Source organism: Saccharopolyspora sp. NPDC045839 (assembly GCF_056431645.1).
The window spans coordinates 26,217-52,915 of the sequence record NZ_JBWKKH010000032.1; the positions used below are offsets into that span (position 1 = coordinate 26,217).

A 26,699-nucleotide genomic window follows, 5' to 3' on the forward strand; every position below is an offset into this window, starting at 1 on the left:
CGGGGTTTCACCCGCCGAAGGGCGGCCGGAAGGTGAGGACGCGCTGGGGCGTGATGGCGTCGACGCCCAGGAGCCGGTCGCGCAGGTCGGGATTGATGTTCGAGAGCTCCTTCTCGAGGAGGGCGGAGAGATCGCCCTCGTAGGATTCGTGCAGCACCGCGTTGTCGGTGAGGTCCACGACGACCCGGACCCCCTTCCCGTCGTAGGTGCTGATCTTCGATTTGACGTTCTTCCCGAAATCGCTGACCACGGCGGGGAGGTTGTTCTTCCCGGTCACCTTCACGTGGTCGCCGACATCCCGGGTGCTCTCGTAGAACTCCTCTGCGGTCCGGCCGTCGGCGTCGCTCTCGCCGACGACGTAGTCCGGTTTCTTCGCGGCTGCGTCGAACGGCCACGGGCCCAGGCTGTGGTCGTCGGCCAGCCAGAGGCGCTTGGCGTTGATCAGTTCGTGCAGGTCGTTGTACGTGCTCGATGGGAAGCGGCTGGGGCCGAGGAGCCCCGGCCTGTCGCCTCCCGGCAGCTTCGCCAGTTGCTCGCGGTCCTTGTCGGTGCGAGCGGCGTCGAACATTTCCAGGAGCTTTGCCTTCGCGTCTTTCGCGGGCTGTTCCGGATCCTGCAGCGTGCGGACGAAATCCGCGGCCAGCGCCAAGACCTCGGTTTTGATCGCGTCCGGCAATCTCTTGATGTTCCCGTTGCCCGGCCCCAGCAGGTGGTTGCCTTGCGAGAGATCGGCGATCTCCTTGGCCCAGGCCCCGGGCCAGTTGGAATCGGGCGCGGCTTCGTCGTCCGTCGCCCGCTGGACTGCCGGTCGCGCCGGGCCGGGAGACACCGGCGCGACGTCCCGTTGCGCCGGTACGGGTTTGGCCAGCGCGCTGGAGGCGTTGGCCTCGGCAGCCCGCTCGAAGTGGTCCGCCGGATCGCTGATCGCCAGCCCGTCGCCGCGGTCCGTGCCCGCCACCGGGCCCTGGCGCTGCTGGATGACGTGGGTCAGCTCGTGGGCGAGGGTGTGCTTGTCGACCTCGTCCGAGCCGAGGACGACGTGGTTGCCGGAGGTGTAGGCGCGGGCGTCGATCTCGGCCGCCGAGCGCTGGGATGCGCCGTCGTTGTGGACGCGGACGTCGGCGAAGTCGGCGCCCAGCCGTGCCTCCATCTCCTCCCGGATCCCGTCGTCGAGGGGTTTTCCGGGCGAGCGCAAGACCGCGTCGACGGTGGAGCGCTGCACCTGCTGGGGATGATCGCCGAGCAGCCTGCTGACGGCGGCATTGCCCAGGGCGCGTTGCAGGGCGAGAACCGCTTGAGGGGTCAGCGGGCCAGTCCCTGGCCGGTGGGACTCGGCCGGGGACGGCGTCCTAGCCGCCTGACCGACGTGATCGTCTCGCTGCTCGTGCGCGCGCACCCCGAACCCCCTCCGCAGATCGTGCCTCTGGCCAGGCTGCTCGCCCGGTTCGTCCGGCGGACGGGTCGGGCGGGCAGCATCGAGGGCAGTGCTGGTGCCCGTCCTGCCCCTGCCGCTGCCCCGTCGCCCGAGCTCCGGTCGAATTCGCTGCTCCTCGGCCGGATGTGATCGACCGCAAGGTGTGACGCCGGTGGCGTTCGGCGGTGCGACGGCTTCCGGCGCGTGACAATCGGGTGCAACCCAATGCCGCTCGGCGTGGAGCGCGTGTCCCCAAGCACCGGAGGGATGTGCGTGTGACGACCCGAGCGCTCCCCATCACCTTGTTGCCGCCCTGGCTGTTGCGGATGTTGCGGCCGGCGCCGATTCCGGCGGACTGGACCCGCGCGTGCGCTGCGAGCATCGGGGTGGGGCTTCCGCAGGTCGCGGGCCTGCTGACCGGCCGGATCGATGAGGCCGTGCTCGCCTCGGTCGGCGCGCTGTGCGCGAGCTTCTCCGACCTGACCGGCTCCTACGGGTACCGGCTGCGCCGGGTGGGCCTGGCCGCGATCCTCGGCGCGCTCGGGTTCGCGGCCGGGGCCGCCGCGCCGGGACCGTGGTTTGCGGCGGCGATCGTGCTCGCGGTGGCGGTGCCGTCGGTGCTTTCCAGCCGGATGGGCGATCTCTGGTCGTCCGGCGGTGCGCACATGCTGACGTTCTGCGTGGTCGCGACCGGTCAGCGCTCGGCGCTGCCGCTCGGCACGCAGGTCTGGTGGTTCTTCGCCGGTGAGCTGGTGGTGCTCGCGATCATCGCCGCCACCTGGCCGTTCCGGGGCACGGCGCCGGCTCGCGGCGCGGTCGCGGCGGTCTTCGACGCGACGCTGCGCATGTTCGACGCCGAGTCGCCGATCACCGCTCGGCAGAACCTGACGAAGGCGCTGGACAACGCGCACGACGTGCTCGTGAGCGGAGGATCGATGTCACGCAGCCGCGTGCGCGACCGCCTCTACCTCGTCTACACCTACGCCACGCCGATCGTCGAAGCATCGGTTTCCCTTGCGCACAGCGGAAAGCAGCCGCCGGAGCGGGCTCGCGAAGCGCTGCGCGAGCTGGCGCGCTGCATGCGAACCGGCGACCTCCCGCCGCCCTACCGGCCCGGTTCCGACGAATCACCGCTGGTACGCGCCCTGGACCGGGGCATCGCGGACCTGGTCGCCGCGTTCCGGCGCGCGAAGCTCCCGCCGGTTTCCGGCGATCACCGCGAGCGCTTCCCGCTGACCTTCGGCCGCTCCACCTGGGCGCAGGTGTGCCGGATGCTGCTGTGCCTGGCGCTCGCGGAGGGGATCGGGCTGGCGACGGGCATGGACGAGCCGTACTGGATCGCGCTGACGGTCGCGCTGGTGCTGAAGCCGAACTCGGGCTCGGTCTTCGCCCGCACCGTGCTGCGCGCGGCGGGCACCGTGATCGGCGTGCTCGTCGCATCGGCGCTGATCGCGCTCGTGCCGACCGGCTGGTGGCTGCTGCCGTTCATGGTCGCGCTGGCCGCGAAGCTGCCCGAGGCGCTCAGCAGGCATTACGGCCTGTTCACCGCGGTCATGACGGCGTTGGTGCTGCTGCAGATGAGCCAGAGCGCGCAGTTCTTCCCGGCGGCCCGGCTGGTGGACACGGTCGTCGGCTGCGCGATCGTCCTGGCCGGCGGTTTCCTGCTGCGGCCGTTGCACCGGCGACCGGCGCTGCCGAGCCGGTTCGCCGACGCGGTGGAGGCGGTCTCGGAGTACGTGTCCCAGTCGCTCGCGGGAGTCCGCCACGGCCGCCCGGCCCTCCGCCGCCGCACCTACCGCCAGCTGGCGGAGCTCCGCGCGGCCCTCCAGCAGCAGCTGATGGACCCCACGGCGGCGGCCGAAGCCGAGCGCTGGTGGCCGACGATCATCGTGCTGGAACGGGTGGTCGACGCGGCGACCGAGAAGGCGGTCCTCGACGATTCCCAGGACCTCCAGCGGGCCCAGCGCCTGGTGTCCGCCATGCGCACCACGACCCGGCAACTGCGCAGCGACCCGGTGCCCCCGGCCGTACTGCGCGACGAGCTGGAGCGCACCTACGCGAGCCTCGCCGGGCCGTGAGCGCTTCGGGATGTCGTGGCCCCGAAGCGCTCACGGGTCCTCAGCCGTCGATGCGTGTGAAGTGGAACGGGCAGTGCGTGCCGCCAAGACCGATGGTCGTGGCGCGATCGAACCGGAACCCGTGCCGGTCCGGGTCGATCGCTTCGATCCAGTTCTGGTCGAAGGCGCACATCGCCGGGGTGAGTTCCGGCGCGGAGTTGGCGACCAGCACCTCGTGATAGAAGCAGCGGTGCACGTGCGATTGGTAGCACCGGTCGTCGTCAACGGGGTGGTGGAACGCGAACCCCGCGCCGAACGCGTGCTGCTCCCGGGACTTCGACAGGTCGACCATTGCCCGGAACGGGTCCGCAGCGGAGTCGAGCACGGCCCTGGTCCCGGCTCGCACGGTCTCGCTCAGCGGCTCGATGAGGGCGGCTCGCGCGGCACCGATGGCGGCTGCGCGTCCCAACCGGGGCCGCAGGATCTCGTAAGCGGCCACCAACGCCAAGGTCAGGCGGAGGTTGTAGCGCGCCGGTTCGTCGACTACCAGGTGCTGGTCGGCCGTCTCCAATGCCTCGTGCCGGAGCCGAATGCCGGCGACCAGGTCGGCGGGCAGCGAGTGTTCGCGAATGGTCTCGGCGAGGTGCCCGAAGAAGCCGTCGAGCAGCACGGCCGTGTCGCGGTCCGGGTTCGGCACGTAGTCGCCCGCGGCGAGGCCGAATTCGTCGGTGGTCATGGTCGTCCTTCCGGATGGGGCCCGGCCCCGGGACGACGCAGCACGCCTGGCGGCAAGCTGGTCGTGCCCGCAACCGAGCGAGCACGCCAGCGCACTCCACCGACCACCAAGCGCTGACGAACTTCAATTGATGTTGACCCGACCACTTTCCCACGACGATCATGCGCTTGTCAGCGGATTTTCCGGAGTCCGTCAGCCCTCGGACCGGGCGCCGGTGGTGAGCACGGTGATCGGGTGAGTCCGGGCTGCCACGCCTCCTGGACGGAGTCGCCGAACTGGTCTCGGCGCAACCGAATCCCGTTCACCGGCAAGGCATTTGTGGCGGGGGCGAATTCGGTCGCAGGGCGGCCCGCGCGCTGATAGCTTGCGGCCGTGGATCTCTTCTCGCGCTCTTGGGCGGCGTTGCGGACGGCGGTCGCCGAACTCGCCGATGAAGACTTCGCGCAGCCGTCCGGCTGCGCCGGCTGGCTCGTGCGAGACCTGGTGTGCCACCTGATCATCGACGCCCAGGACGTCCTGATCACCCTCGTGACCCCCGCCGACGCGGAGCCGACCCGCGACGCGGTGACCTACTGGGCCGTCTCCGACACGCCGCCAACCGGCGACGACCCGCTGGACGCGCTGATCGTCCGGCTGGCCGCCGCGTACGAGCAGCCGGAGCTGCTGAAGTTCCACCTCGACGACGTCGGCTCCGCCGCCGGGCGCGCCGCCGAACTCGCCGATCCGAAACTCGCCGTGAGCACCCAGGACATGGTGCTCGCCGCGGGCGACTACCTCTCCGCGTACGTCCTGGAATGGACCCTGCACCACCTCGACCTGATCGCACATCTCCCGGACGCCGCGGGCCCACCCGCCGAGGGCCTCGCCCGGACCCGCGAGATGCTGGAGGAGATCGCCGGGACGGCGTTCCCCGCGTCGTTCTCCGACGAGGACGCGCTGCTGATCGGCACGGGCCGCCGGGCTCCGACCGACGCGGAGAAGGCCGAACTGGGCGACCTGGCCGCGAAACTGCCGCTCGTCCTCGGCTGATCAGTCCACTGTAGATATTGAAGTGCGGTCTCACCGTGTCGTCGGTGGGACCGGGTGTTGCATTGACGGGAGTATCGGGTGTCGGTGAGTGATGTGCGGGATGCGTATGGCCGGCGGGCGGAGGAGTACGCCGATCTGGCCGTTTTGGCGGAGTGGATGCCCGAGCCGGACCGGAAGTTGATGTCCAGGTGGGCCGGTGAGGTGTCCGGGCCCATGATCGACGCGGGGTGCGGGCCGGGGCAGTGGACCGACTTCCTGCGCGGCCAGGGCTGCGACGTCGAGGGCGTGGACCTCGTGCCGAGCTTCATCGAGATCGCCCGGTCGCGGTTTCCCGATGTCTCGTACCGCGTCGGCGAGCTGGATCGGCTCGGTGTGCCCGATCGCTCGGTGGCCGGGATCCTGTCGTGGTACTCGATCATCCACACCGACCCCGAGAACGTGCCCCGCATCCTCGACGAGTTCGCACGCTGCCTGTGCGATGGCGGCAGCCTGTTGCTCGGCATGTTCGAGGGCACGCAGGTCGAACCGTTCCCGCACGCCGTGACGACCGCCTACTTCTGGACGATCGAGGAGATGTCGCAGCGTCTCGTGGAATCGGGTTTCCAGGTGGAGGCGACCGAAAGCCGCGTTGACCCGGGCAGACGACCGCACGCCGCCATCGTCGCGCGGCGCGTGCGCGCCGACCAGTAGCCCCGCGCGAACGGCGCCGTCGATCTGGTTGATCCGCACCGGAACGACGGCGCCGGGAAGAGGTTTCCCGATTTTGCCTAAAATTGGGAAGCCCCGCCTGCGCGACTTCGTGGAGCGTGGCGTGGGAGGAGGTTTTCCAATTTTGCCTAAAATTGGAAAGCCCCCGGGGCCTACCCGACCTCGTGGAGCGTCGCGTGGAGCTGTTCCGCCGCTTCCCAGGCGTCCACGTAGCGCAGCCACGACGGGGCGAAGCTCAGCTTGAGCAGGTCGTCCTCGGCGTAGTCCACCAGCACGTCGCGGTCGTACAGCGCCTCCGCGATCCGCTGGGCCCTGTCGTGGCGCAGGCTGATCTGCGCGCCGCGCTGCAGCCCTTCGAGCACCGGCACGACTTCGATCTGCGCGTCGGTGCAGAAGTCGTCCAGCCGCGTGAGGAAGACCTCCGCCAGCCGTGCCGCCTTCGCGGCGAGCGCCGCCGGTGACACACCGTCCAGGATGGACAGTCCCGATCGCAGCTCGGCGACCGACAGGGAGCCCGCGAACCCGTCACCCAGCGAAGGCAGTGCGCCCGCCGCGGTGCAGGAGGACTTCGGCACCTCGTGGCGGTGCCGGTCGGCGACGAAGCAGTATGCGGGCGCGCTCGAGCCGCCGCCGAGGTAGCGGTCGCCGCTGCCGATGGCGAAATCCACGTCCCAGCCGTGCAAGTCCACGTCCAGCGCGCCCGCCGAGCCGCTGAGCTCCCACAGCGCGAGCGCGCCCGCCCGATGGACCTCGGCCGTGATGGCGGCCGCGTCGCGCACGCCTCCGGTCCGCGCGTCGGTGTGCGACACGGCGACCACCGCGACCTGGTCCGCCGGCAGCTCGGCCAGGTCCGCGCTGCTGCGGATCAGGTGCAGGCGGCCGCCGATGAAGTCGGCCGCCGACCGGGCCAGCAGGCAGTCGGCGGGGAAGCAGTCCCGGCCCACCGCGAGGATCGGTCGCCCCGGGCGCAGCCGCGCGGCCGCGAGCAGCGTGTTGAACAGGCTGATCGATGCCGTCTCGGCGACGGTGATCTCGCCGGCCTCGGCGCCGATCAGCGGCGCGAGCGACGCCGCCGCGAGCCGCGCTTCGCCGCGCCATTCGGATTCGCCGCACACGCGGCCGGTGTAGGGCTGCCTGCGGTGCTCTACGAACCGGCGCAGCCGGTCGGGTGTGGTGCGCGGCAGCGGGCCGCCGCTGCTGCCGTCGAGGTGGATCAGACCGGGCGGTAGGTCGTAGCGGGCACGCAGATCGGCGAGCGGGTCGGTCCGATCGAGCGCCTCTGCCGTCGGCCGGGTGGTGGTCCACACGAGTGAAGTCTTACCGCATGACCCAACGGTCCGTAACGGGTGAAGCGCTCAGGAGCCGAACATCAGTGGAAGTCGTGGTGCCCACGGCCCAGTGGCCTGGGCCGTTCAGGCGGGTGCGGCCGTGGTCGCGCCGATCACGAGCTCGACCGGCACCGATCGGTGCCGCGGCTCCGGCGGCCGCCCGTCGACCACGCCGAGCAGCGTGCGAACCGCCGCCGCGCCGGCGTCCTCGGTCGGGACGTGCAGCGTGGTGGCCTCCGGCACGGCGAGGCCGAATTCGGCGAGATCGTCGGCGCAGCACACGCTGAGCTGCTCCGGAACCTTCACGCCGAGCGTGGCCAGCCGGTACATCAGCCCCATGAACAGCGCGCTGTTGTAGGCGACGGCGGCGGTGCACCCGCTCGCCACCAGCTCGTCGGCGATCCGGTTGCCCGCCTCGAAGGTCGGTGGCAGCGGGCCGAACGCGACGACCTCGTGCCCGGAGCCGTTGCGCAGGCCGTCGAGCCGGCGCGGGTCCGCCCACGAGCCGCGCGGCCCGCCGAGGTAGGCGATGCGGCGGTGGCCGAGCCCGGCGAGGTGCGCGCCCATCTCGTGCAGCCCGCCGGGGGTGTCGATGACGACCGACGGCACGCCGCGCGTCCGCCGGTCGACCAGCACCATCGGCACGTCCGGGAGGGTGAACAGCGAGGCCGGGCCGCGCGGGGCGATGGCCACGAAGCCGTCGACCCGGTCGCGCAGCCGGTCGATCAGGGCTCGTTCCCGCTCCGGCGATTCGTCGCTGACCACGACCAGCAGGTCGTTGGCGGCCTCCTCGGCGGCGCGCTGGGCGCCCGCGATGATCGTCGCGTAGAACGGGTTCGTCAGGTCCGGGACGATCATGGCCAGCAGCCTGCTGCGGCCGGTGGCCAGCGCCTGGGCCGACGGGTGGTAGCGGAAGCCGAGCTCGATCGCCGCGTCGCGAACCCGCTGCCGGGTCCGCTCCGCGACCATCTCCGGCCGCACCAGCGCGCGCGACGCGGTCGCCACCGACACGCCGGCCTTGCGGGCCACGTCGGCCAGCCGCGCCATCGCGTCCTCCCTCACGTCTCTTTGACACCTTCATACCGTGCCGCTTATCGTCCCTGCAATCGCTTGCAATGCAAGCGCTTGCATCTTTCACCAGGGGAGATACCGCTGATGACCGACGTGAGATCGGGATCGAAGCTGGACGGCTGGTTCCGGTTGTCCGAACGCGGCAGCTCGGTGCGCACCGAACTGCTGGCCGGGCTGAGCATGTTCTTCGCGTCGGCCTACGCCGTGGTGGTGATCCCCGGCATGCTCGCCAAGGCCGGCGTGCCGCACGCCGCGGCCACCACCGGCACGATCCTGACGATCGTGCTGGCCACCGCCGCGGTCGGTTTCTTCGCCAACATGCCGTTCGTGCTCGCGCCAGGGCTCGGCGGAACCGCGCTGGTCGCGGCGACGCTGGTGCAGCAGCAGCACGTGCCGTACCCGATCGCGATGGGCATGGTCTTCTGGTCCGGCGTGGCGATCCTCGTGCTGTCGCTGCTCGGGCTGCGCGGGCTGCTCGCCAAGGTCATCCCGCAGAACATCCGGGTGGCCATCGGCACCGCCATCGGGCTGTTCATCGTCTACATCGGCTTCAAGCTCTCCGGCATGCTCGAACCGGGCAAGAGCGGGCTGGAGATCGGCGACCTCAGCTCGCCGGAACCGCTGCTCGCGCTCGGCGGCATCGTGCTGGTCGCCGCGCTGCAGGCGCGCAAGGTGCCGGGCGCGTTCGTCATCGGCATCGTGGTGCTGACCCTGATCGGCATCCCGCTCGGCGTCACGGAGCTGCCGGATCACTGGTTCGAGGCGCCGGCCGGCGTCGGCCCGGTCGCGTTCCACATCGACCTCTGGAGCGCCCTGCGGCCCGAGTACCTGCAGTACCTGTTCGCGTTCTTCGCCTCGGAGCTGTTCTCCGCGACCGGCGTCGTCCTGGCGGTGACCGAGCGGATCGGGCTGACCGAGCGCGAGGGCCAGAAGTCGAACATCAACCGGACGTTCCTGGTCGACTCGGTCGCGATCACCGGCGGCTCGATGTTCGGCGCCCCGTCGGTGACCACCTACGCGGAGTCCGCGGCCGGGTCCGACGCCGGTGGCCGCACCGGGCTGACGTCGCTGACCACCGCGGGTCTGTTCCTGGTGCTGCTGCTGTTCACGCCGTTCGCCACGATGATCCCGTCGGCTGCGACCGCGCCGGTGCTGGTCGTGGTCGGGCTGAGCATGATGCGGGGCTTCAAGAAGGTCGACATGACCGACCTGACCGAGGCGATCCCGGCCGGGCTGCTGGTGGCGTGCACGATCTTCTGGGGCAACTTCGGCAACGGCATCGCGGCGGCCCTGACGGCGTACGTGCTGATCAAGGTGGTGGCGGGCAAGTTCCGCGACGTCCACCTCGGCATGTGGATCATGCTGCCGTTCCTGGTGTTCTTCTTCGCCACCTCCGCCCACTAGCGGATGCCCCGACGCCACCCCTCCGCAATTTCCATTGAAATTGTGGGTCCAATTTCAATGGAAATTGCGGATCACCGGCGTGTCGAACCCCGACACGCCGGTGCCTGTGGACAACTTCCCGCAACTTCAATGGAAATCGGACCTTCGATTTCAATGGAAATTGCGGTGGGTCCGGACCACGGCGTCGGTCGGCCCGACCCGACGAACCCCGACGAAACCTGAGGAGCCTTGCCTTGACCGACCTGCGGATCAGCGGTGGACGCGTGGTTTCCACGTTCACCGGCGAGATCTTCGACGCCGATGTGCTGGTGACCGGCGAGGTGATCAGCGGCGTCGTGCCGCCCGGTGCCGGCCCGGAAGCCGCCGAGGTGATCGACGCCGGCGGCAGGCTGGTCGTCCCGGGTTTCATCGACGCCCACATGCACGTCGAGAGCTCGTTCGCGACGCCCGCGGCCTTCGCCCGGCTGACGCTCCCGCGCGGCACCACGACGGTGCTCGCCGACCCGCACGAGATCGTCAACGTTGCGGGCAAGGCCGCGATGCGCTGGATGATCGAGGACGGCGAGCGCAGCCCGCAGACCCAGCTCTGGGGCGTGCCGTCATGCGTGCCCGCGCTGGCGGGCATGGAGTACTCGGGTGCGCACCTCGATCCCGAGGACATCGACGAACTCCTCGGCTGGGACGGCGTTTCCGCCCTCGCCGAGGTGATGGACTACCGGGCCGTGGTGGCCGGTGACCAGCGGATGCACGACATCGTCCGGGTCGCGCGCGAGCGCGGCACCATCCTCGACGGGCACTGCCCGAACCTCTCCGGCGAGGAGCTCAGCAAGTACCTGGCCACCGGCATCGACTCCGACCACACCAAGAACGCCCCGGCGGTCGCGGTCGAGAAGGCGCGCCTGGGCATGACGGTGATGCTGCAGGAGAAGTGCCTGATCCCGGAGGTCGTGTCGGCGCTGACGTCGCTGCCGCAGCTGCCGCCGCTGTGCCTGGTGACCGACGACCTGGCGGCCGACCACATCGCCGCGAAGGGCCACCTGGACCACATTGGACGGACGGCGGTCGCGGCTGGCCTGGCGCCGCTGGACGTCCTGCGCGCGCTGACCTGGAACCCGGCCCAGCGCCTCCGCAAGTACGACCGCGGCGTGGTGGCGCCGTCGAAGCGTGCGGACCTGCTGCTGCTCGACGGCGAGCTGGCAGACTTCGCGGTGCACACGGTGATCGCCGGCGGAGCGGTGGTGGCCCGCGGCGGCGAGGCCGCCTACCCGGCGCCGGACGTCACCGACCACCCCTTCGCCGGTTCCGTGCACATCGACGAGATCGCGCCGGACGAGTTCCGCTGGCGGCTCGACCTGCCGGACGGCCGGCACAAGTTCCGGGCCCTGCGGGTGAATCCGGTCGACACCTACACCGAAGCGGCCGAGGTGCGGCTCGACGTGGTCGACGGCGAAGTGCAGTGGGAGGGCCACGTCGCGCTGCTCTGGGTGCGCAACCGCCACGGCCGCACCAACACTTCGTGCGTCCCGGTCATCGGCATGGCCCTCGGCGACGGAGCCCTGACCACCACGTACGCCCACGACAGCCACAACTTCGTCACCCTCGGAACGACGCGGCGAGCCATGCGAGCCACCGCGGAAGCGGTGCTGGCCGACGACGGCGGCGTCGCGGTCGCCCACGCCGGAGGCGTGGCGGCGCGGCTGCCGCTGGCCGTCGGAGGCGTCATGTCGGCGGAGCCGACGGCGGAGATCGTGGCGGGCAGCCGCCGAGTGCGCGAAGCGCTCGAGGCTTGGGGTTGGCGGCACGCGAACCCGTTCATGAGCGTTTCGACTCTGACCCTCGCGGTCTCGCCGAGCGTCAAGATCACCGATCTCGGCCTGGTCGACGTCCTGGCCCGCGACTGGACCCCGCAGGTCCTCGACTGCTGCCACTGACGCGCCGATCGGGCACCTTCGGGTGCGGCGGGGCGCCGTTTTCGCGCGAAACCGGCGCCCCGCAGGCGTGGGGAACGCCGGTTTCGCGCGAAAACGCCACATTCAGAGACGCGGCGAGAAGTGTTCATCCGTCGCCGGATCGCGGCGCCGCGTTGGCCCGGTCGATCTCGGCCATGTGCTCCTCCGCCCATTCCCGGAGCGCCGCCAGCGGCACTTCGAGCGAGCGGCCCAGATCGGTGAGCCGGTAGTGGACTTTCGGCGGCACGGTCGGTTCCACGCGGCGGGCGGCCAGGCCGTCGCGGGTGAGGCTCTGCAGCGTCGCGGACAGCATCTTCTGCGAGACGCCGGGCATTCGCCGCTGCAGTTCGGCGAAGCGCACTTCTTCGGGATCGGCGTCGGCGAGGACCTTGACCGCCATCGACGTCCACTTCGTGCCGATACGGTCCAGCAGCCTGCGGGTGGGGCAGTCGGGGTCGAAGAGATCGCCGCGGCTGCCCTTCGGGGCGGTCACCTGGAGCTCACCACCTGTCGTGGAAGTGCCGTCTTGGCACCTCGAATGCCGTTACCTACGGTTTTGTAGTAACCAATGGTAACCACTGGTGGAGGTATCGTGCCCGACATCGCCCGGGTCCGGGCCAACGGCATCGACGTCAACGTGGCGGTCGCCGGCGCGGGGCCCGCCGTCCTGCTGCTGCACGGCTTTCCGCACACCTGGCGGCTCTGGTCCGAGGTGATCCCGCGGCTGGCGCCCCGCCACCGCGTCATCGCCCCGGACCTGCGGGGCCTCGGTGCCAGCACGAAAGCGGCCGACGGCTACGACGCGGGCACGCTCGCTGCCGACGCCGAGGCGCTGCTCGACGCGCTGGGGGAGCAGACGGCGGCAGTGGTCGGCATCGACGCGGGAACGCCGCCCGCTTTCCTGCTGGCCATGCGGCGACCCGAGCGGATTCGGCGGCTCGTGGTCATGGAGTCGCTGCTGGGCACGCTGCCCGGAGCCGAGGACTTCCTCGCGGGCGGAGCGCCGTGGTGGTTCGGCTTCCACTCGGTCCCCGGGCTCGCGGAAACCGTCCTGGCCGGGCACGAGGCGCAGTACGTCGACTGGTTTCTCACGACGGGCACTCGCGGCCGCGGCATCCCGGAGGAGATCCGGGACGAGTTCGTCGCCGCCTACGCGGGAAGCGAAGCCCTGCGCTGCGCGTTCTCGATCTACCGAGAAATGCCCACCAGCGCGTGCCAGATCCGCGAAGCGGTCGCGGCGGCCAGGCTCACCGTGCCGACCATGGCGATCGGCGCGCACCCGGTCGGCAGCGCCCTCGAACGCCAGCTGCGCCCGATCGCCGACGATCTCGTGGCGCACCTCGTCGAGGACTGCGGGCACATCATCCCGCTCGACCGCCCCCAAGCCCTGGCGTCCCTGCTGATCCCCTTCCTGGCAGGCGTTTAGGCTGGTCAGCGGCTCGTTTGAAAAAGTTGGAAAAAGTTGGCGCCCGGATGTCGAGGATCCGCCGCGTGCTCCGACCAGAGGGTGACAGCGCGCCGACGGGGCGCGCGGGACGGGAAGGACACCCGAGATGAAGTACGTCGCGATGATCTACGGCAACCAGGCCAAGTGGGACTCCTACCCGGCCGAGAAGTGGCCCGAGGCGATCGCGAAGCAGGACGCGTTCAACAAGAAGTACCGCGAGACGGGCGAGCTGATCGGCGCCTACGGCCTCGCCGACGCGGCCAACGCCCAGCTCATCCGCCGCAAGGACGGCGCCCCGGTGGTCACCGACGGCCCGTACCTGGAGACCAAGGAGTACCTCGCGAGCTTCTACCTGCTCGACTGCGAATCCCTGGAGCGGGCGCAGGAGATCGCCGCCGACATGCCGTTCGCCGATGCGGAGCCGGTCGAGCTGTGGCCGGTGTTGCACGAGGCCGCGGGGGACATGTGAGCCACGGTGTTGAGGACCTGCTGCGCGAACTCGCGCCGCAGGTCCTCGGCTCGCTCGTCCGCCGGTACGGCGTCTTCGATTCGTGCGAGGACGCCGTGCAGGAGGCGCTGATCGCGGCGGCCCTGCAGTGGCCGGACGCGGGCGTGCCGGAGAACCCGCGGGGCTGGCTGATCACCGTCGCCTCGCGAAAGCTGGTGGACCAGGTCCGCAGCGAGGCGGCACGCCGTCGCCGCGAGGAAGCCTTGGCGACTCCGCAGGCCGCGCTGCTCAGCCACGCGGCGGACGGCACTCCGGAGACCGACCGGGACGATTCCCTGGCCCTGCTGTTTCTCTGCTGCCATCCCGCGTTGTCCTCGGCGAGCCGGGTCGCGCTGACGTTGCGCGCGGTCGGCGGCCTGACGACGTCGCAGATCGCCGCCGCATTCCTGGTGCCGGAGGCGACCATGGCGCAGCGCATCAGCCGAGCCAAGCAGGGCATCAAGGCCGCCGGCCCGACCCTCGCCATGCCCGAGGAAGCCGACCGCGCCGAGCGGTTGGACGAGGTCCGGCACGTGCTGTACCTGATCTTCAACGAGGGTTACACCGCGACGGACGGCGCGGACCTGACGGCCCCGGAGCTGTCGACGGAGGCGATCCGCCTCGCCCGCCTGCTGCACCGCCTGGTGCCCGAAGATACCGAAACAGCGGGACTTCTCGCCCTGATGCTGCTCACCGACGCCCGCCGTCCGGCGCGCACCGACCAGCACGGCGAACTTGTCCCGCTGGCGGAACAGGATCGCGGCCGCTGGAACCACCGGCTCATCGCCGAGGGCATCGAGCTGATCAGCCGGACCCTGCCGCGCGGCCAGGTCGGCCCTTACCAGCTCCAGGCGGCCATCGCCGCAGTTCACGACGAGGCCGAGAGCGCGGAAGACACGGACTGGCCGCAAATCCTGGTCCTGTACGAACTCCTGGAACGAACCGGGCCGAACCCGGTGGTGACGCTCAACCGAGCGGTCGCGGCAGCGATGGTCCACGGCCCGGCGGCCGGCCTCGAACTCCTGGCGACCCTGGATTCCGACAATCGGATCGCCCGCCACCACCGCCTTTTCTCCACCCGGGCCCACCTGCTGGAACTCCTCGGCGACCACGCCGCCGCAGCAGAGGCGTACCGCGAAGCAGCCCGCCGCACCACGAGCGCACCCGAGCGCCGACACCTCACGTCGCGCGCCCACCGATTGAAAGGCCAGGCCTGAGAGCTTGCTTTCCCGCTCCGCGGGAGGATTAGGCCGCACTTTTGGGTTATAACACCCAAAACCACTCACGGGTCGACCGGCACCGTCTCGTATTGGCTTCCCTTTGGAAGAAACAGGTTCGTGCGGTCGGTTCTACGGTGAGGAGGTTCGGTATGCCAGCCGTCAGCCGACTGCAGCTCGTGACCGAGGAGGAGACGCACCGGGTCACGACGCTCGAGCTGTTCTTCGCCTCGTCTTCGTCTACGCCATCACGCAGGCCGCCCAGCTGATGTCCGAGAACTCGACCCTGCTCGGGCTGGGGCAGGGGCTCGCGCCGCTGGTGCTGGCAACACCCTGCTCGGCCTGATCCCGGCGGCGGCGTTGGTCGCGGTGGTGGTGCTGGCCTGCGTCGCGCTTCGGAGAGCTCCGCCGAAAGGCGGCGCTCGGAGCTAGCCCAGCAACGCACTCCAGGAGGCTGGGTTCGGAGAGTAGCGGTTCTGAGGGATGGCCCTGAGCACGCACACATCGCGCGTAGCCCAGGTGTACGAGGCAGGCGCGGTGCGTGGCCAGCGCCTATGAGCGCGGTGATTGGACTGGATCTGCGGAACGTGGCTGCGGTGCTGTGTCGGGCGGGTGGTTCACGAGTCTGGGGGTATTGGCGGTTGTCGGCCTCTGCCAGGGTGAATGTTGATCTACTGGCTGGGGGAAGCGTGGTCGAGAAGTCGGACGGTGTCGGCAACGAGGTGACGGCTCCGGTGCACGGGCCGGTGGTGCAGGCGGGCGCGATCCACGGGGCAGCGGCAAGGCCAATACCTCAGCGCTCGATCCGCTCACTCTTAACGGAGGCAACGAAGTCGGCCCACCGAGCCCGGCCGACAACGAAGAACCCACCATCACAAAGCACACACGGGCGGTACGAGACCTCAAGCAGCACCGCGTTCCCGTGCTCAGCCGATCGGTAGGCGGGCGCACTCGCGGCAGGCCCGGGCCGACGCCGCCAGCACCGCGTGCGATGCGACCGTGAACCCGCCCGCGAGCAGGATCAGCGGCCACGAGGTCGCCAGCGGCAAGGCGATGGCGAGCGCGATTCCGGCGAACGGCATGGCCACGCTGGCGGTGGTGCCCGCCCAGCCGACCAGCAGCGGAAGCCGGTCCGGCACGGGCAGCCAGCGGGTGAGCGGCCCGGTCGCGGCCAGGGTCGCCGCCGCGATGACTCCGGCGGTCGCCGCGATCGCGGTCAGCATCTGGACCGCGTGCGGCAGCTGCCAGCCCTGGATGTGGCTGGCCGTCCAGATCGCGTACCAGCAGACGATCAGGAACCCGACGGTGATGATGAGCGCCCGGGCGGTGTGCCGGGTCTGGGCGATGGTGAGCTCCTGCTGGCAGCTCGGCGCGAGCTCGCCGGGCGTCCCGAACTCCCGCACCGCCTGCTCGATGGCCTGCCGGTACGGCAGTCCTTCGGCGGTCTGGGCCGCCACCGCGTCCACCAGGCCGTCGCGGATCTCGCCGACCAGCCGGGATTTCGCCCGCGCCGGGCCGTGCAGGGCGTTCGTCAACTCGGCCGCGTAGTCCTCGATCGGATCGGCGCTCATGCGGTCCCCCGCGACGGGTTGAGGACCGCGCCGATGGTGGCCGTGAACTCGTCCCAGGCCTTGCGTGCCTTGGTCAGGTTGCCCCGCCCGGCGTCGGTGAGCCGGTAGCAGCGGCGGCGCCGTTCGCCGATGGATTCCCAGCTGCTGCGCAGCAATCCGAGCCGCTCCAGCCGGTTCAGCGCCGGGTAGATCGTCCCGGTGCGCAGCTCCAGCGCGCCGCCGCTGCGCTGCTGGACCTCGGTGATGATCGCGTAGCCGTGCAGCGGCCCGTGCTCCAGCACGGCCAGCAGCAGCCCGTCCAGATGCCCTCGCACCGCATCGACCCTCATGAGTTGGCAGCCTACACAGGCGTGTATATATTGCCAATCAACATGTCGACAGGCTACATATTTGGGAGTCTGCGGTGACCAAGCTGCTGCTGTCCATCCACGTCCTCGCGGCGATGCTGGTGATCGGCCCGATCACCGTGGCCGCCTCGATGTTCCCGCGCTACGCCAAGCAAGCGCCCGACTCCGACCGCGCCGTCGGCATCGCCAAGCTGCTGCACCGGATCTGCCGCGGCTACGCCGTCGCGGGCATCGCGGTCCCGGTCTTCGGCCTCGCGACCGGCGCCCAGCTCGGCGTCCTCACCGACCCCTGGCTGATCATCTCGATCGTGCTGACGGCGATCGCCGCGGCCATCCTGGTGATGGCGATCCTCCCGGCCCAGCGGCGCATGCTCGGCTCGGCCGAAGGCCTGAGCGCCACGGCGACCCGGCTGGCCATGCTCACCGGCATCTTCAACGTGCTCTGGGTGATCGTCGTCGTGCTCATGATCGTCCGCCCCGGCTCGACGACGGGAGCGTGACGGCCGTGCTGACGCTGCGAATCGCGGCCGGCGTCGAGGCGGCCTCGCTCGCGATCCTGCTGCTCAACCTGTTCACCGCGCACCTGTCCGCGATCACGTCGCTCGGCGGCCCGCTCCACGGCATGGCCTACCTCGTCACCATCGCGGCGACCTTCCTCATCCAGGCCCCGCGGAGTGCCCGATGGCTCGCCATCATCCCGGCCATCGGAGGCCTCCTAGCCCTACGGCGAATCTCCACCACCCGCCAGCCCTAACGCGCACGGCGCCGTTCTCGCGCGAAACCGGCACGCCCGCGCGTGTCGGGTGGCGTTTTCGCGCGAAACCGGCGCTCTCCACGCCTGCGAGGTGACGGTTTCGCGCGAAAACGCCGCCATCTCGCTCAGTCGAGTGCGGCGCGGTCGGCGTCGGGGAGCCAGTGGTGCGCGGCGTCGTAGGCGAGCCAGCCGCGTCCGGTCGCGGCTTCGGCGCAGGAGCGGCGGAGCGCGTCGAGCGAGCGGCTCGGATTGCCCCGTCGCCAGAGCAGGGACCAGGCGTAAAGCGGCGTGGGCCGGGTGAGGCGGACCCGGTTCAGCGGCGCGTTCTCCGGCAGCGGGACGCCGCTGGGCAGGATCGCGACGCGCTCCGGTTCCGCGCGGATCTGGTCGAGGAAGTGGTCCAGCCCCAGGTTGACCCCGGCCGCTTCCGCATCGAGTCCGAAGTGGACGGTGAAGCGTCCGAGAAAGTCCAGGCGATCCAGCGCGGCCGGGCACCAGATCGTGCTGCCGCGCAGGTCGGCGGGCCGGAGCTCCGCCGCGCCCGCCAGGGGATGAGCCGGGCCGACGATGGCGTCGACCGGTTCGAGGCGCACCACCTGGTGCTCGAACTCCTCGCCGAGCGGAGGAACCCGGCCGAACCCGGCGTCGATCTCGCCGCGCGCCAATGCCGTCGTCGCAGCCACCAGATCGCGGCTGAGTCCTAGCTCGGCGCCGAGAGCGTTCTCGACGACGAGCCCGATCGTGCGCATCGGGGCGTACAGATGACCCCAGACATCGACCCGCAACGATCGCTGTTCGCGGCGGGCCTCGGCCACGGCGAAGTCGGCGGCGGAAAGGGTCTGCTGCGCCGGTTCGAGGAAGCGGCGTCCGGCCTCGGTCAGCACCACGCCGTGTTTGCCGCGGTCGAACAGCCGGACGCCCAACTGGCGTTCCAGGCGGGCGATCCGCTTCGACAACGCCTGCTGGCTGACGAAGAGCTGCGCGGCGGCTCGCCCGAAGTGCGATTCCCGGGCGGCCGCGACGAACGCGCGAACCTGCGCCAGATCAAGATCCACGCTCTCACCTCGCACGACAACCAACGGTTGTCACAGCGTACGGATCGCTGTTGGACCGTCACGCCGCGGCCGATGTCTGCTTGGGGCGCAGCAGAACTTCCAGACGGAGCCGACGTGCACACATTCTTCGACCAGCCGGATCTCCTCCCCGGCTTCGCCGACGCCAACCGCCCGCGCGCCATCGCGGCGGGCATCGACCCGTTCCAGTACGACGCCGTGGCCGCCGAGCTCACGTCGATCCGGGACTGGCCGACGGCGTTCGTCCGCGCCGGCCGCGAACACCTCGCCCGTGCCGAGCAGGCCGATGAGCAGGGCTTGAGCGCTTCGGCGGCGGAGGCGTACCGAGACGCCGCGCTGTGGTTCCACTTCGCCACCGTGCTGCCGAACCCGGACCTCGACGCGCACGCCGCAGCCGCCAAGGCGTCCGCCGACGCGCAACGCCGCGCCGACCCGGCCGCCGAGCACATCGCCGACCCCGACTTCGCCGGAATCCTGCGGCGCCCGGCGGGCACCCGCGCGCCAGTCGTCGTGCTGATCCCGGGCATGAACTCCGGGAAGATCGAGTTCATGCCGATCGCGGACAGCCTGCTCCGGCGCGGCGTCGCGGTCCTCGCCATCGACGGGCCGGGCCAGGGCGAGCTCGCGACGCGGAGCCACTGGGAACCCGAGTACCAGCAGGTGGTTCACCGGGTGCTCGACGCCATCGCCGATCGGTCCGATGTGGATGGACAACGGGTTGCTGCGATGGCGCTGAGCATGGGCGGCTACCTCGGCGCCCTCGCGGCGGCGCACGAACCGCGCATCCGCGCGCTGGTCAGCATCAGCGGCCCCTCGGCCCTGCACTGGGACGGGCTTGCGCCCTACGTGACGGACACCTTCGCGTTGCGCACGGGAAGCGCTGCGGCGGGCCGCGACTTCGCCCGCAGGATCAACGCCGCCGAGATCGCCCCGCGCATCGTCCAGCCGATGCGGGTCATCGACGGCGGCCTCGACGTGATCCCGGGCGTCACCAACGCCGAACCCCTGGCACGCCACGCCCCGAACGCCGAGTACCTCCTGATCCCGGAGGCCAACCACCTGCTGGAGACCACCCGCTGGAAGTGGCTCCCCGACACGGCCGACTGGCTCGCCGACCACCTCCGCCGGTGAGCCGTGCGAAGTCCTCCGGGCTGCGGTCCGGGAACTCGTTCCGCGCCGTTTTCGCGCGAAACCGGCGCCCCCCACGCCTGCGGGACGACGGTTTCGCGCGAAAACGGCGCCCCGCGGCGGCAACGCCCGGTGGGGCATCAGACCGGCGGTCGAGTTCGCGGCAGATGGCGCGCGAAGGGCGGCTCAGAACAGCGGCTCGCCCCAGATGTCGGTGAAGACCAGCTCGGACAGCGGCTTGCGGATGCGCGGGCGCAGCTCCTTCTCCTGCAGCCGCTCCGGCATGCCGTTCAAGGTGCCCAAGCCGCCGACCGCGATCGCGACCACCGGCTCGAACTCGGCGGGCACGCCGAACTCGGCGCGCGCGGCGTCCCGGTCCATCCCGGCCATCTGGTGCGCGTAAAGGCCCTCCGCGACGGCCTGCAGCACGAGGTTCTGGGCCGCCAGCGCCAGTCCGTACTCGCCGTAGGGCATCGGCTCGCCGTCCTCGTCGACCACCCGCGCGACACCGATCGCCAGCGCCGCCGCATTGACGGTCCACCCCTTGTTGCCGCGCGACAACGTGCCGTGGATCCGGTCGAAGGTCGCCTCGCCCCGGCGGGCCGCGATGAACCGCGCGGGCTGCGTGTTGCCCCACGACGGCGCCCACCTGGCCGCCTCGAACAACGCTGTGAACTGCCGGTCGCTGATCGTCGTGGCCGGGTCCAGCGCACGCGGGCTCCACCGCTCGGCCAGCAGCGGGTGCAGCGGCACCGACGTCTCGGCGGGCTTGCTCGCCGGAACCTCGGTGGTGTAGTCCTCGGCAGTCACGGGCACCTCCTGGATCGCTGGTGGCGAGTCTGTCCGCCGCCCGCGCCGATGTCCATCAGATCGCGTACTGCCACGCCGTCAGCGAGTAGGCGCCGAACCACGACCCGAAGAACACCAGCAGCACCGCAGTGGTCACCGTGGTCGTCGTCCGGCGCCGCGCCAACCCGATCGCAACCGGGATGAGCAGCGGGAACGCCGGCAGCATCAGGCGGACCTTGGAGTACATCAAGCCGTCCGAACCCAGGTCCAGCACCACCACGGCGGCCGCGAACGCCACCAGCGGCCACGGCATCCGCTGCCGCACGCACAGCACCAGCAGCACCAGCGCGGCCAGCACGATCCACACCGTGAACGTCTCGAGCACCGACTTGTCCGTGGTCAGCGCCTCGATCATGAACTTGAACGTGGCCTGCCCGCCGTCGAACGCCGACGACCAGCCCCGCTGCTGGAGCGTGAAGTAACCGGTGAGGCTGTCCGTCTGCAGCCCCACCCAGCCGATGTAGGCCAGCATCCCGGCCGGCGCCAGCACGATCGCCAGCCACGGGCGCCAGGTGTCCCGGCGGCGCACGATCGAGACCAGCGCGGCCAGCCCGACGACCCCGATCAGCGCCGCGGCCGTCGGCCGCACCAGCCCGGCACCGGCGCAGCACAGCCCGGCCAGCAGCCAGTTCCGCTCGACGACCCCGACCATCGCCCAGATCGCCAACGCGCAGAACAGCGCCTCGGAGTACGCCATCGACAGCACCACGGACATCGGGGCCGCCGCGAACAGCACGACCAGCAGCAACCCGGCGAGGTGCGAGCCGCCGACCAGGCGACCCAGCCGGACCAGCCCGTACGCGGCCCCCACGCCGCAGGCCAGGCTCGCGGTGATCGCGGCACCGATGACGCTGACGCCCGGGACCAGCGACAACGCCGTGATCAGCCACGGATAGCCGGGGAAGAACGCCATCGGCGTCTCGGGATAGCGGTTCCCGAAACCGTCGACCATGCTCGGGTCGACGCCGGCGTACCCGTTCGCCGCGATCTCCAGGTACCAGTGGCCGTCCCAGGCCTGCAGGTTGTCGACCAACGCCTCGTCGTTCGCGGCGGACAGCCACGCCAGCACCAGCAGTCCGACCAGCCGGATTGCGAGGTAAACCACAGCAGGGGCGAAAGCGACGATCATCCGGCGCTGCCGCGGCGAGCCCCGGCGCGGCCACTCGGGCAACCCTGAGTCCGGTTGTTTCCGCAGCGTAGCCGCGGTGTTTCCAACATCACTCAGAGGTGGATCGATCGCTCCTGGAGGGGTGGACAACCCGGTCCTCCGCTCTTGTCGACAATCGCGTCCCACAGGGTAGTGGCGGCGTTTGGGATTGGGGTCGGGCGGTACCGGTTCGGTAGGCTAGTCCGGCAGCGGAGCGACCTGGTAGGAGGCCGTTTCGGCCCGGTGGGCCGACGCTGTCACCTGCCCGGTCGCGGGGCCCTCCGGCCCGCCACGCGGTGTGCCGGGGTGCTCCTTCGTCCACTCGGTGTCAGTGCGGGGACAACCCGCGCCCGGGACGACCGCACGGTCGAGGAGGTTTGTTTCACGTGGCGCTCGTCGTCCAGAAGTACGGCGGTTCCTCACTCGAAAGTGCTGATCGCATCAAACGGGTAGCCGAACGCATCGTGGAGACCCGCAAGGCGGGCCACGACGTGGTCGTCGTGTGCTCTGCGATGGGCGACACCACCGATGAGCTGCTCGACCTCGCCAAGCAGGTCAATCCGGCGCCGCCGGAGCGGGAACTCGACATGCTGCTGACCGCCGGGGAGCGGATCTCCAACGCGCTCGTCGCGATGGCGATCGAGTCCCTCGGCGCGGAGGCGCGCTCGTTCTCCGGCTCCCAGGCCGGCGTGATCACGACCTCGGCGCACCAGAACGCGCGGATCATCGACGTCACCCCCGGCCGGGTGCAGGAGGCGTTGGAGCAGGGCCAGGTCGTCCTGATCGCCGGGTTCCAGGGCGTCTCCCAGGACACCAAGGACATCACGACGCTCGGCCGCGGCGGCTCGGACACCACGGCGGTCGCGGTGGCCGCCGCGATGAACGCCGACGTCTGCGAGATCTACACCGACGTCGACGGCGTGTACACGGCGGACCCGCGCATCGTGCCCGACGCCCAGCACCTCGAGCGGATCACCTACGAGGAGATGCTGGAGATGGCGGCGACCGGCGCGAAGGTGCTGCACCTGCGCGCCGTCGAGTACGCCCGCCGCTACGGCGTGCCGTTGCACGTCCGCTCTTCCTACTCACCCAAGCCCGGAACGATCGTGTCCGGCTCAGTGGAGGACCTTTCCGTGGAACAGGCGATGATCACCGGCGTCTCGCACGACCGGTCGGAGGCCAAGGTCACCGTGCGCGGTGTGCCCGACAACCCGGGTGTCGCGGGCCGGATCTTCCGCGTGGTCGCGGACGCCGAGATCGACATCGACATGGTGCTGCAGAACGTCTCCAGCACCTCTTCCGGCCTGACCGACATCACCTTCACGGTGGCGCGCAGCAACGGTGAGGTGGCCGTCACCGAGCTGGAGAAGATCAAGGACGAGGTCGGCTTCGAGCAGGTCGTCTACGACGACAAGGTCGGCAAGGTCTCGCTGGTCGGCGCCGGGATGCGGTCGCACCCGGGCGTCACCGCGACCTTCTGCGAGGCGCTGTCCAACGCCGGGGTGAACATCGACATCATCAACACCTCGGAGATCCGGATCTCGGTGCTGATCCGCGACACCCAGCTCGACGACGCGGTGCGCGCCCTGCACGACGCGTTCGAGCTCGGCAGCGACGAGGAAGCCGTCGTGTACGCGGGGAGTGGTCGCTGATGGCCCAGGAGAAGACACCGACGCTGGCAATCGTGGGTGCCACCGGCGCGGTCGGCACCGTCATGATCGACATCATCAACAACCGCGAGTCGGTGCCGTGGGGCGAGATCCGGCTGATCGCCTCGGCCCGGTCCGCGGGCAAGAAGATCACCGTGCGCGGCCAGGAGCTCACCGTCGTGGAGCTCGCCCCGGAGGCGTTCGACGGCGTGGACATCGCGCTGTTCGACGTGCCGGACGAGGTATCCGCGCAGTGGGCGCCGGTGGCCGCCGAGCGCGGCGCCGTCGCGGTGGACAACTCCGGCGCGTTCCGGATGGACCCCGACGTGCCGCTGGTGGTGCCCGAGGTCAACGCCGAGAAGGTGCACGAGCGCCCGAAGGGGATCATCGCGAACCCCAACTGCACGACGCTGTCGATGATGGCCGCGCTGGGCGCGCTGCACCGCGAGTTCGGCCTCCGCGAACTGGTCGTCTCGTCCTACCAGGCCGCCTCCGGTGCCGGTCAGGAAGGCATCGACCGGCTGTACGCGGAGATCGCGGCGGTGGCGGGCAAGGGCGTCGGCCAGCGGGCCGGCGACGTCGCCGAGGCGCTGGCCGCGGCCGGGCTGCCGGAGGAGACGCCGTTCAAGGCGCCGCTGGCGCTCAACGTGGTGCCGTGGGCCGGTTCGCGCAAGGACGACGGCTGGACTTCCGAGGAGCTGAAGGTCCGCAACGAGTCCCGCAAGATCCTCGGCATCTCGGACCTGAAGGTCTCCGCGACCTGCGTCCGAGTGCCGGTGGTGACCACGCACTCGCTGGCGGTGCACGCCACCTTCGAGCGTGAGGTGACCGTCGAGCAGGCGCACCGCGTGTTCGAGGCGCAGCCGACGATCGTCCTGCAGGACGACCACGACAACGGCGTGTTCCCGACCCCGGCCGGCGTGGTCGGCGGCGACCCGACGTACGTGGGCCGGGTCCGGCAGGCGCTGGACTTCCCGAACACGCTGGACTTCTTCGTCTGCGGCGACAACCTCCGCAAGGGCGCGGCGCTCAACACCTACGAGATCGCCGAAACCCTCGCGAAGTAAGCCCCCCCACGGGTTCGAAAGGGCGCCTTCCTCCTGGTAGACGGGGGAGGGCGCCCTTATTGTTGCTGGTGCAGAGGAGGGAACATCCACTCGAACGTGCGTTTGTGCCCGGCGCGCCTCAAACTGGCGTTCGATGGGGCCGATATTGGAGGCATGTCCGTGATGATCTGGCCCGACCACCTGTTGACCTTGGAGGAGTTCGACCAGCTCCCTGAGGACAACTCGCGGCGCTACGAGCTTCAGGAAGGCGTCCTCCAAGTGACCCCGAAAGCAGCCGGTTTCCACCAGTTCGTCCTTACCCGGCTATCCAGCGCTCTTGACCGGATGCTGCCTCAGGGGTGGGCTGCGGTAAGCGAGGCCGAAGTCGTGATCGCTGAGAAGTGGCCACCGACTCTGCGAATTCCAGACGTGATCGTCCTCAGCCTGGAGCGGGTGCTGGAACGGCCAACAAAGTTCCATGCTCAAGACGTGGTACTGGCGGTCGAGGTGCTCTCGCCTGGTTCGCAGCTCGCGGACAATCTTGTCAAGCGCGCCGAATACGCGGAGGCGGGTATCCCGTTCTACTGGATTCTCGACATCCGATCGCGGCCCCTGCTTGCTGCGCACCGGCTCGTAGACGGGCTCTACAAGGAGGAATTCAGCGGATCAGGTATTTACCTGACCGATGCGCCCTTCGATCTGAGGGTCGATCTGGACGCACTTGGCACACGGATCGTCCCAAAGCGCACGTGACTTCGAGCACGCCGCCTACGGCCAACTGGTCTACATCCGGCGGTTAGGTTGGGGGCATGAGTCATGCTCCGGTCGTCCTCGGAATCGATCTCGGTACCACCGCGACGAAGGTCGTCGCGGCGGGCAGCGACGCTCACGTGCTGCACCAGACCGAGCGCGGGTATCCGCTGCGCACCGAGGAGCCCGGGGAGGCGACGCAGGACGCCGTCCAGGTCCGGGACGCGGCGATCGAGGCGCTGGCCGAGTGCGTGGCCTGGGCGAAGGAGCACGGCCACCCGGTCGCGGCGCTGTCGTTCAGCACCTCGATGCACACGGTCGTCGGGCTCGACTCGGCCGACGAACCGGCTACGCCGTCGTTCAACTGGGCCGACACCCAGGCGGCCGAGGTGGCGGCGCGGCTGCGGTCCGACTGGGACACCTCGTCGGCCCTGCACCGGGCCACCGGGACGCCGGTGCACACCCAGTCGGTCATGGTGAAGCTGGCTTGGCTGACCGGAAGTCGCCCCGACCTGACGCGTGACGTGGTGCGGTGGTGCGCGCTGAAGGACTTCGTCGTCGCCGACTTCGTGGGCGGGTTCGTCACCGAGTACTCGCTGAGCTCGGGCAGCGGCTTGCAGGACATGACGACGCTGCGGTGGCACGAGCCGGCGCTGGAGGTTGCGGGCATCCGCGCCGACCAGCTGCCGGAGATCCACGCGCCGACCGACACGCTGCCGCTGAAGTCGCAGGTGGCCAAGGCCGTCGGCCTGCCGGAGGGGCTGCCGGTGGTGCTCGGCGGCGGGGACGGGCCGCTGGCGAACCTCGGCGTCGGGGCGGTCAGCCCCGGGGTCGCCGCGCTGTCGCTCGGCACCAGCGGGGCGCTGCGGGTGACGCGCGACCGGCCGGGCGTCGACGACCGGTGCCGGACGTTCAGCTACGCGATGGGCGACGGGCTTTGGGTGATCGGTGGAGCCGTGAGCAACGGCGCGGTGGTCGCCCAGTGGGCCTCGGAGGCCTTCGGGGTCGACGTCGCGGACCTGCTCGACGAGGCCGCTGCGGTGCCGGCGGGGGCGAACGGGCTGATGGCCCTGCCGTACCTGCTCGGCGAGCGGGCCCCGTGGTGGGAGCCGGGCCTGACCGGCTCGTTCGTCGGGCTGCGGCACTCGCACGGCCGCGCCGAGATGACGCGTGCCGTGGTCGAGGGCGTCGCGCAGCAGCTCGCGCTGGTGCGGGACGCGGTGGTCGATTCCGGGGCCGAGGTGCGTGCGGTGCGGGCCACCGGCGGCGGCTTCCGCAGCGCGTTGTGGGCCGATGCCATCGCCGCGGCGCTCGACATCGACCTGGAGCTGGCCGAAGGTAGCGGCGGGTCCGGGCTCGGAGCGGTGCTGCTGGGCTGGCGGGCGCTTGGCGAGTTCGACTCGCTGGAGCGCGCCGCCGAGCTGGTGACGCCGGAGACCAAGGTCTCGCCGGACCCGGCGGCGGCCCGGGAGATGGCCCGCCGCCGACCGCTGGTGGAGCAGCTGCACGCGACGCTGCGCGACTTCGAGCTCTGACCG

General features: G+C 70.5%; 26 protein-coding genes. 16 read left to right on the forward strand and 10 right to left on the reverse strand.

Annotated features, from left to right (window positions below):
* Positions 1 to 7: 7 nt before the first annotated feature.
* Complete coding sequence (locus AC07EQ_RS33250; RefSeq protein ID WP_478391793.1) at positions 8 to 1,222, reverse strand: eCIS core domain-containing protein; 1,215 nt, start codon at positions 1,220 to 1,222, stop codon at positions 8 to 10.
* A 9-nt stretch (positions 1,223 to 1,231) separates the two neighbouring features.
* Here AC07EQ_RS33250 and AC07EQ_RS33255 point away from each other — a divergent pair, with 9 nt between their 5' ends.
* Complete coding sequence (locus tag AC07EQ_RS33255) at positions 1,232 to 1,564, forward strand: hypothetical protein (protein WP_478391794.1); 333 nt, start codon at positions 1,232 to 1,234, stop codon at positions 1,562 to 1,564.
* A gap of 125 nt (positions 1,565 to 1,689) precedes the next feature.
* The gene (locus AC07EQ_RS33260; RefSeq protein ID WP_478391795.1) at positions 1,690 to 3,492 is read left to right on the forward strand and encodes an FUSC family protein; all 1,803 of its coding nucleotides are present in this window, start codon (positions 1,690 to 1,692) and stop codon (positions 3,490 to 3,492) included.
* A 40-nt stretch (positions 3,493 to 3,532) separates the two neighbouring features.
* Here the strand turns inward: AC07EQ_RS33260 and AC07EQ_RS33265 are convergent, their stop codons facing one another.
* Positions 3,533 to 4,207 carry an L-2-amino-thiazoline-4-carboxylic acid hydrolase gene (locus tag AC07EQ_RS33265; protein WP_478391796.1) on the reverse strand — a complete coding sequence of 225 codons (675 nt, stop codon included), beginning with the start codon at positions 4,205 to 4,207 and terminating at the stop codon, positions 3,533 to 3,535.
* Positions 4,208 to 4,579: 372 nt separating this feature from the next.
* Here AC07EQ_RS33265 and AC07EQ_RS33270 point away from each other — a divergent pair, with 372 nt between their 5' ends.
* Both AC07EQ_RS33270 and AC07EQ_RS33275 read left to right on the forward strand, forming a co-directional pair.
* Positions 4,580 to 5,236 (forward strand): maleylpyruvate isomerase N-terminal domain-containing protein, encoded by a 657-nt coding sequence (locus tag AC07EQ_RS33270; protein WP_478391797.1) that lies wholly within the window; start codon positions 4,580 to 4,582, stop codon positions 5,234 to 5,236.
* 78 nt (positions 5,237 to 5,314) lie between these two features.
* Entirely contained in the window at positions 5,315 to 5,926 is a 612-nt protein-coding gene (locus tag AC07EQ_RS33275; RefSeq protein ID WP_478391798.1) for a class I SAM-dependent DNA methyltransferase, read from the forward strand.
* A gap of 170 nt (positions 5,927 to 6,096) precedes the next feature.
* Here AC07EQ_RS33275 and AC07EQ_RS33280 read toward each other — a convergent pair whose 3' ends face one another.
* Together AC07EQ_RS33280 and AC07EQ_RS33285 are read right to left on the reverse strand one after the other, a co-directional pair.
* The gene (locus AC07EQ_RS33280) at positions 6,097 to 7,251 is read right to left on the reverse strand and encodes an aminotransferase class V-fold PLP-dependent enzyme (RefSeq protein WP_478391799.1); all 1,155 of its coding nucleotides are present in this window, start codon (positions 7,249 to 7,251) and stop codon (positions 6,097 to 6,099) included.
* A 105-nt stretch (positions 7,252 to 7,356) separates the two neighbouring features.
* Complete coding sequence (locus AC07EQ_RS33285) at positions 7,357 to 8,334, reverse strand: LacI family DNA-binding transcriptional regulator (protein WP_478391800.1); 978 nt, start codon at positions 8,332 to 8,334, stop codon at positions 7,357 to 7,359.
* 93 nt (positions 8,335 to 8,427) lie between these two features.
* Here AC07EQ_RS33285 and AC07EQ_RS33290 point away from each other — a divergent pair, with 93 nt between their 5' ends.
* Positions 8,428 to 9,747 carry an NCS2 family permease gene (locus tag AC07EQ_RS33290; protein WP_478391801.1) on the forward strand — a complete coding sequence of 440 codons (1,320 nt, stop codon included), beginning with the start codon at positions 8,428 to 8,430 and terminating at the stop codon, positions 9,745 to 9,747.
* A 233-nt stretch (positions 9,748 to 9,980) separates the two neighbouring features.
* Complete coding sequence (locus AC07EQ_RS33295) at positions 9,981 to 11,678, forward strand: adenine deaminase C-terminal domain-containing protein (protein WP_478391802.1); 1,698 nt, start codon at positions 9,981 to 9,983, stop codon at positions 11,676 to 11,678.
* Positions 11,679 to 11,802: 124 nt separating this feature from the next.
* Here the strand turns inward: AC07EQ_RS33295 and AC07EQ_RS33300 are convergent, their stop codons facing one another.
* A complete protein-coding gene (locus tag AC07EQ_RS33300; protein WP_478391803.1) occupies positions 11,803 to 12,189 on the reverse strand; it encodes a winged helix-turn-helix transcriptional regulator in 387 nt (128 codons plus the stop codon).
* Positions 12,190 to 12,288: 99 nt separating this feature from the next.
* On the opposite strand from AC07EQ_RS33300, the gene AC07EQ_RS33305 reads away from it, so the two are divergent.
* From AC07EQ_RS33305 to AC07EQ_RS33315, 3 genes are all read left to right on the forward strand, one after another.
* Positions 12,289 to 13,122: an alpha/beta fold hydrolase gene (locus AC07EQ_RS33305; RefSeq protein WP_478391804.1), complete on the forward strand. Its 834-nt coding sequence runs from the start codon at positions 12,289 to 12,291 to the stop codon at positions 13,120 to 13,122.
* Positions 13,123 to 13,249: 127 nt separating this feature from the next.
* On the forward strand, positions 13,250 to 13,612 hold the full coding sequence (locus tag AC07EQ_RS33310) for a YciI family protein (RefSeq protein WP_132479026.1): 363 nt from the start codon (positions 13,250 to 13,252) through the stop codon (positions 13,610 to 13,612).
* A complete protein-coding gene (locus AC07EQ_RS33315; RefSeq protein WP_478391805.1) occupies positions 13,609 to 14,847 on the forward strand; it encodes an RNA polymerase sigma factor in 1,239 nt (412 codons plus the stop codon). The genes AC07EQ_RS33310 and AC07EQ_RS33315 overlap by 4 nt, the downstream gene beginning before the upstream one ends.
* Before the next feature lie 926 nt (positions 14,848 to 15,773).
* Here AC07EQ_RS33315 and AC07EQ_RS33320 read toward each other — a convergent pair.
* Together AC07EQ_RS33320 and AC07EQ_RS33325 are read right to left on the reverse strand one after the other, a co-directional pair.
* Positions 15,774 to 16,418, reverse strand: a complete 645-nt coding sequence (locus AC07EQ_RS33320) for a permease prefix domain 1-containing protein (protein ID WP_478391806.1) — start codon at positions 16,416 to 16,418, stop codon at positions 15,774 to 15,776.
* On the reverse strand, positions 16,415 to 16,747 hold the full coding sequence (locus AC07EQ_RS33325; protein WP_132479018.1) for a PadR family transcriptional regulator: 333 nt from the start codon (positions 16,745 to 16,747) through the stop codon (positions 16,415 to 16,417). The genes AC07EQ_RS33320 and AC07EQ_RS33325 overlap by 4 nt, the downstream gene beginning before the upstream one ends.
* 74 nt (positions 16,748 to 16,821) lie before the next feature.
* Here AC07EQ_RS33325 and AC07EQ_RS33330 point away from each other — a divergent pair, with 74 nt between their 5' ends.
* Complete coding sequence (locus tag AC07EQ_RS33330) at positions 16,822 to 17,265, forward strand: hypothetical protein (protein WP_478391807.1); 444 nt, start codon at positions 16,822 to 16,824, stop codon at positions 17,263 to 17,265.
* A 5-nt stretch (positions 17,266 to 17,270) separates the two neighbouring features.
* Positions 17,271 to 17,519 (forward strand): DUF3817 domain-containing protein, encoded by a 249-nt coding sequence (locus tag AC07EQ_RS33335; RefSeq protein WP_478391808.1) that lies wholly within the window; start codon positions 17,271 to 17,273, stop codon positions 17,517 to 17,519.
* A 125-nt stretch (positions 17,520 to 17,644) separates the two neighbouring features.
* Here the strand turns inward: AC07EQ_RS33335 and AC07EQ_RS33340 are convergent, their stop codons facing one another.
* Positions 17,645 to 18,574, reverse strand: a complete 930-nt coding sequence (locus AC07EQ_RS33340; protein WP_478391809.1) for a LysR family transcriptional regulator — start codon at positions 18,572 to 18,574, stop codon at positions 17,645 to 17,647.
* A 114-nt stretch (positions 18,575 to 18,688) separates the two neighbouring features.
* On the opposite strand from AC07EQ_RS33340, the gene AC07EQ_RS33345 reads away from it, so the two are divergent.
* Positions 18,689 to 19,723, forward strand: coding sequence for an alpha/beta hydrolase family protein (locus AC07EQ_RS33345; protein ID WP_478391810.1), 1,035 nt, complete (start codon positions 18,689 to 18,691; stop codon positions 19,721 to 19,723).
* Positions 19,724 to 19,906: 183 nt separating this feature from the next.
* Here the strand turns inward: AC07EQ_RS33345 and AC07EQ_RS33350 are convergent, their stop codons facing one another.
* The gene (locus AC07EQ_RS33350; RefSeq protein ID WP_478391811.1) at positions 19,907 to 20,530 is read right to left on the reverse strand and encodes a nitroreductase family protein; all 624 of its coding nucleotides are present in this window, start codon (positions 20,528 to 20,530) and stop codon (positions 19,907 to 19,909) included.
* Positions 20,531 to 20,585: 55 nt separating this feature from the next.
* Entirely contained in the window at positions 20,586 to 21,674 is a 1,089-nt protein-coding gene (locus tag AC07EQ_RS33355) for a hypothetical protein (RefSeq protein WP_478391812.1), read from the reverse strand.
* Positions 21,675 to 22,102: 428 nt separating this feature from the next.
* Here AC07EQ_RS33355 and AC07EQ_RS33360 point away from each other — a divergent pair, with 428 nt between their 5' ends.
* The 4 genes from AC07EQ_RS33360 (at position 22,103) to AC07EQ_RS33375 (ending at position 26,696) form a co-directional block, all read left to right on the forward strand.
* Positions 22,103 to 23,368 (forward strand): aspartate kinase, encoded by a 1,266-nt coding sequence (locus AC07EQ_RS33360; protein ID WP_093267339.1) that lies wholly within the window; start codon positions 22,103 to 22,105, stop codon positions 23,366 to 23,368.
* Entirely contained in the window at positions 23,368 to 24,432 is a 1,065-nt protein-coding gene (locus AC07EQ_RS33365) for an aspartate-semialdehyde dehydrogenase (RefSeq protein ID WP_478391813.1), read from the forward strand. Before AC07EQ_RS33360 ends, AC07EQ_RS33365 begins: the two co-directional genes overlap by 1 nt.
* Positions 24,433 to 24,585: 153 nt before the next feature.
* Positions 24,586 to 25,164, forward strand: coding sequence for a Uma2 family endonuclease (locus AC07EQ_RS33370; RefSeq protein ID WP_478391814.1), 579 nt, complete (start codon positions 24,586 to 24,588; stop codon positions 25,162 to 25,164).
* Between the two features lie 56 nt (positions 25,165 to 25,220).
* Complete coding sequence (locus AC07EQ_RS33375; protein WP_478391815.1) at positions 25,221 to 26,696, forward strand: gluconokinase; 1,476 nt, start codon at positions 25,221 to 25,223, stop codon at positions 26,694 to 26,696.
* The last annotated feature ends 3 nt before the right edge of the window (positions 26,697 to 26,699 follow it).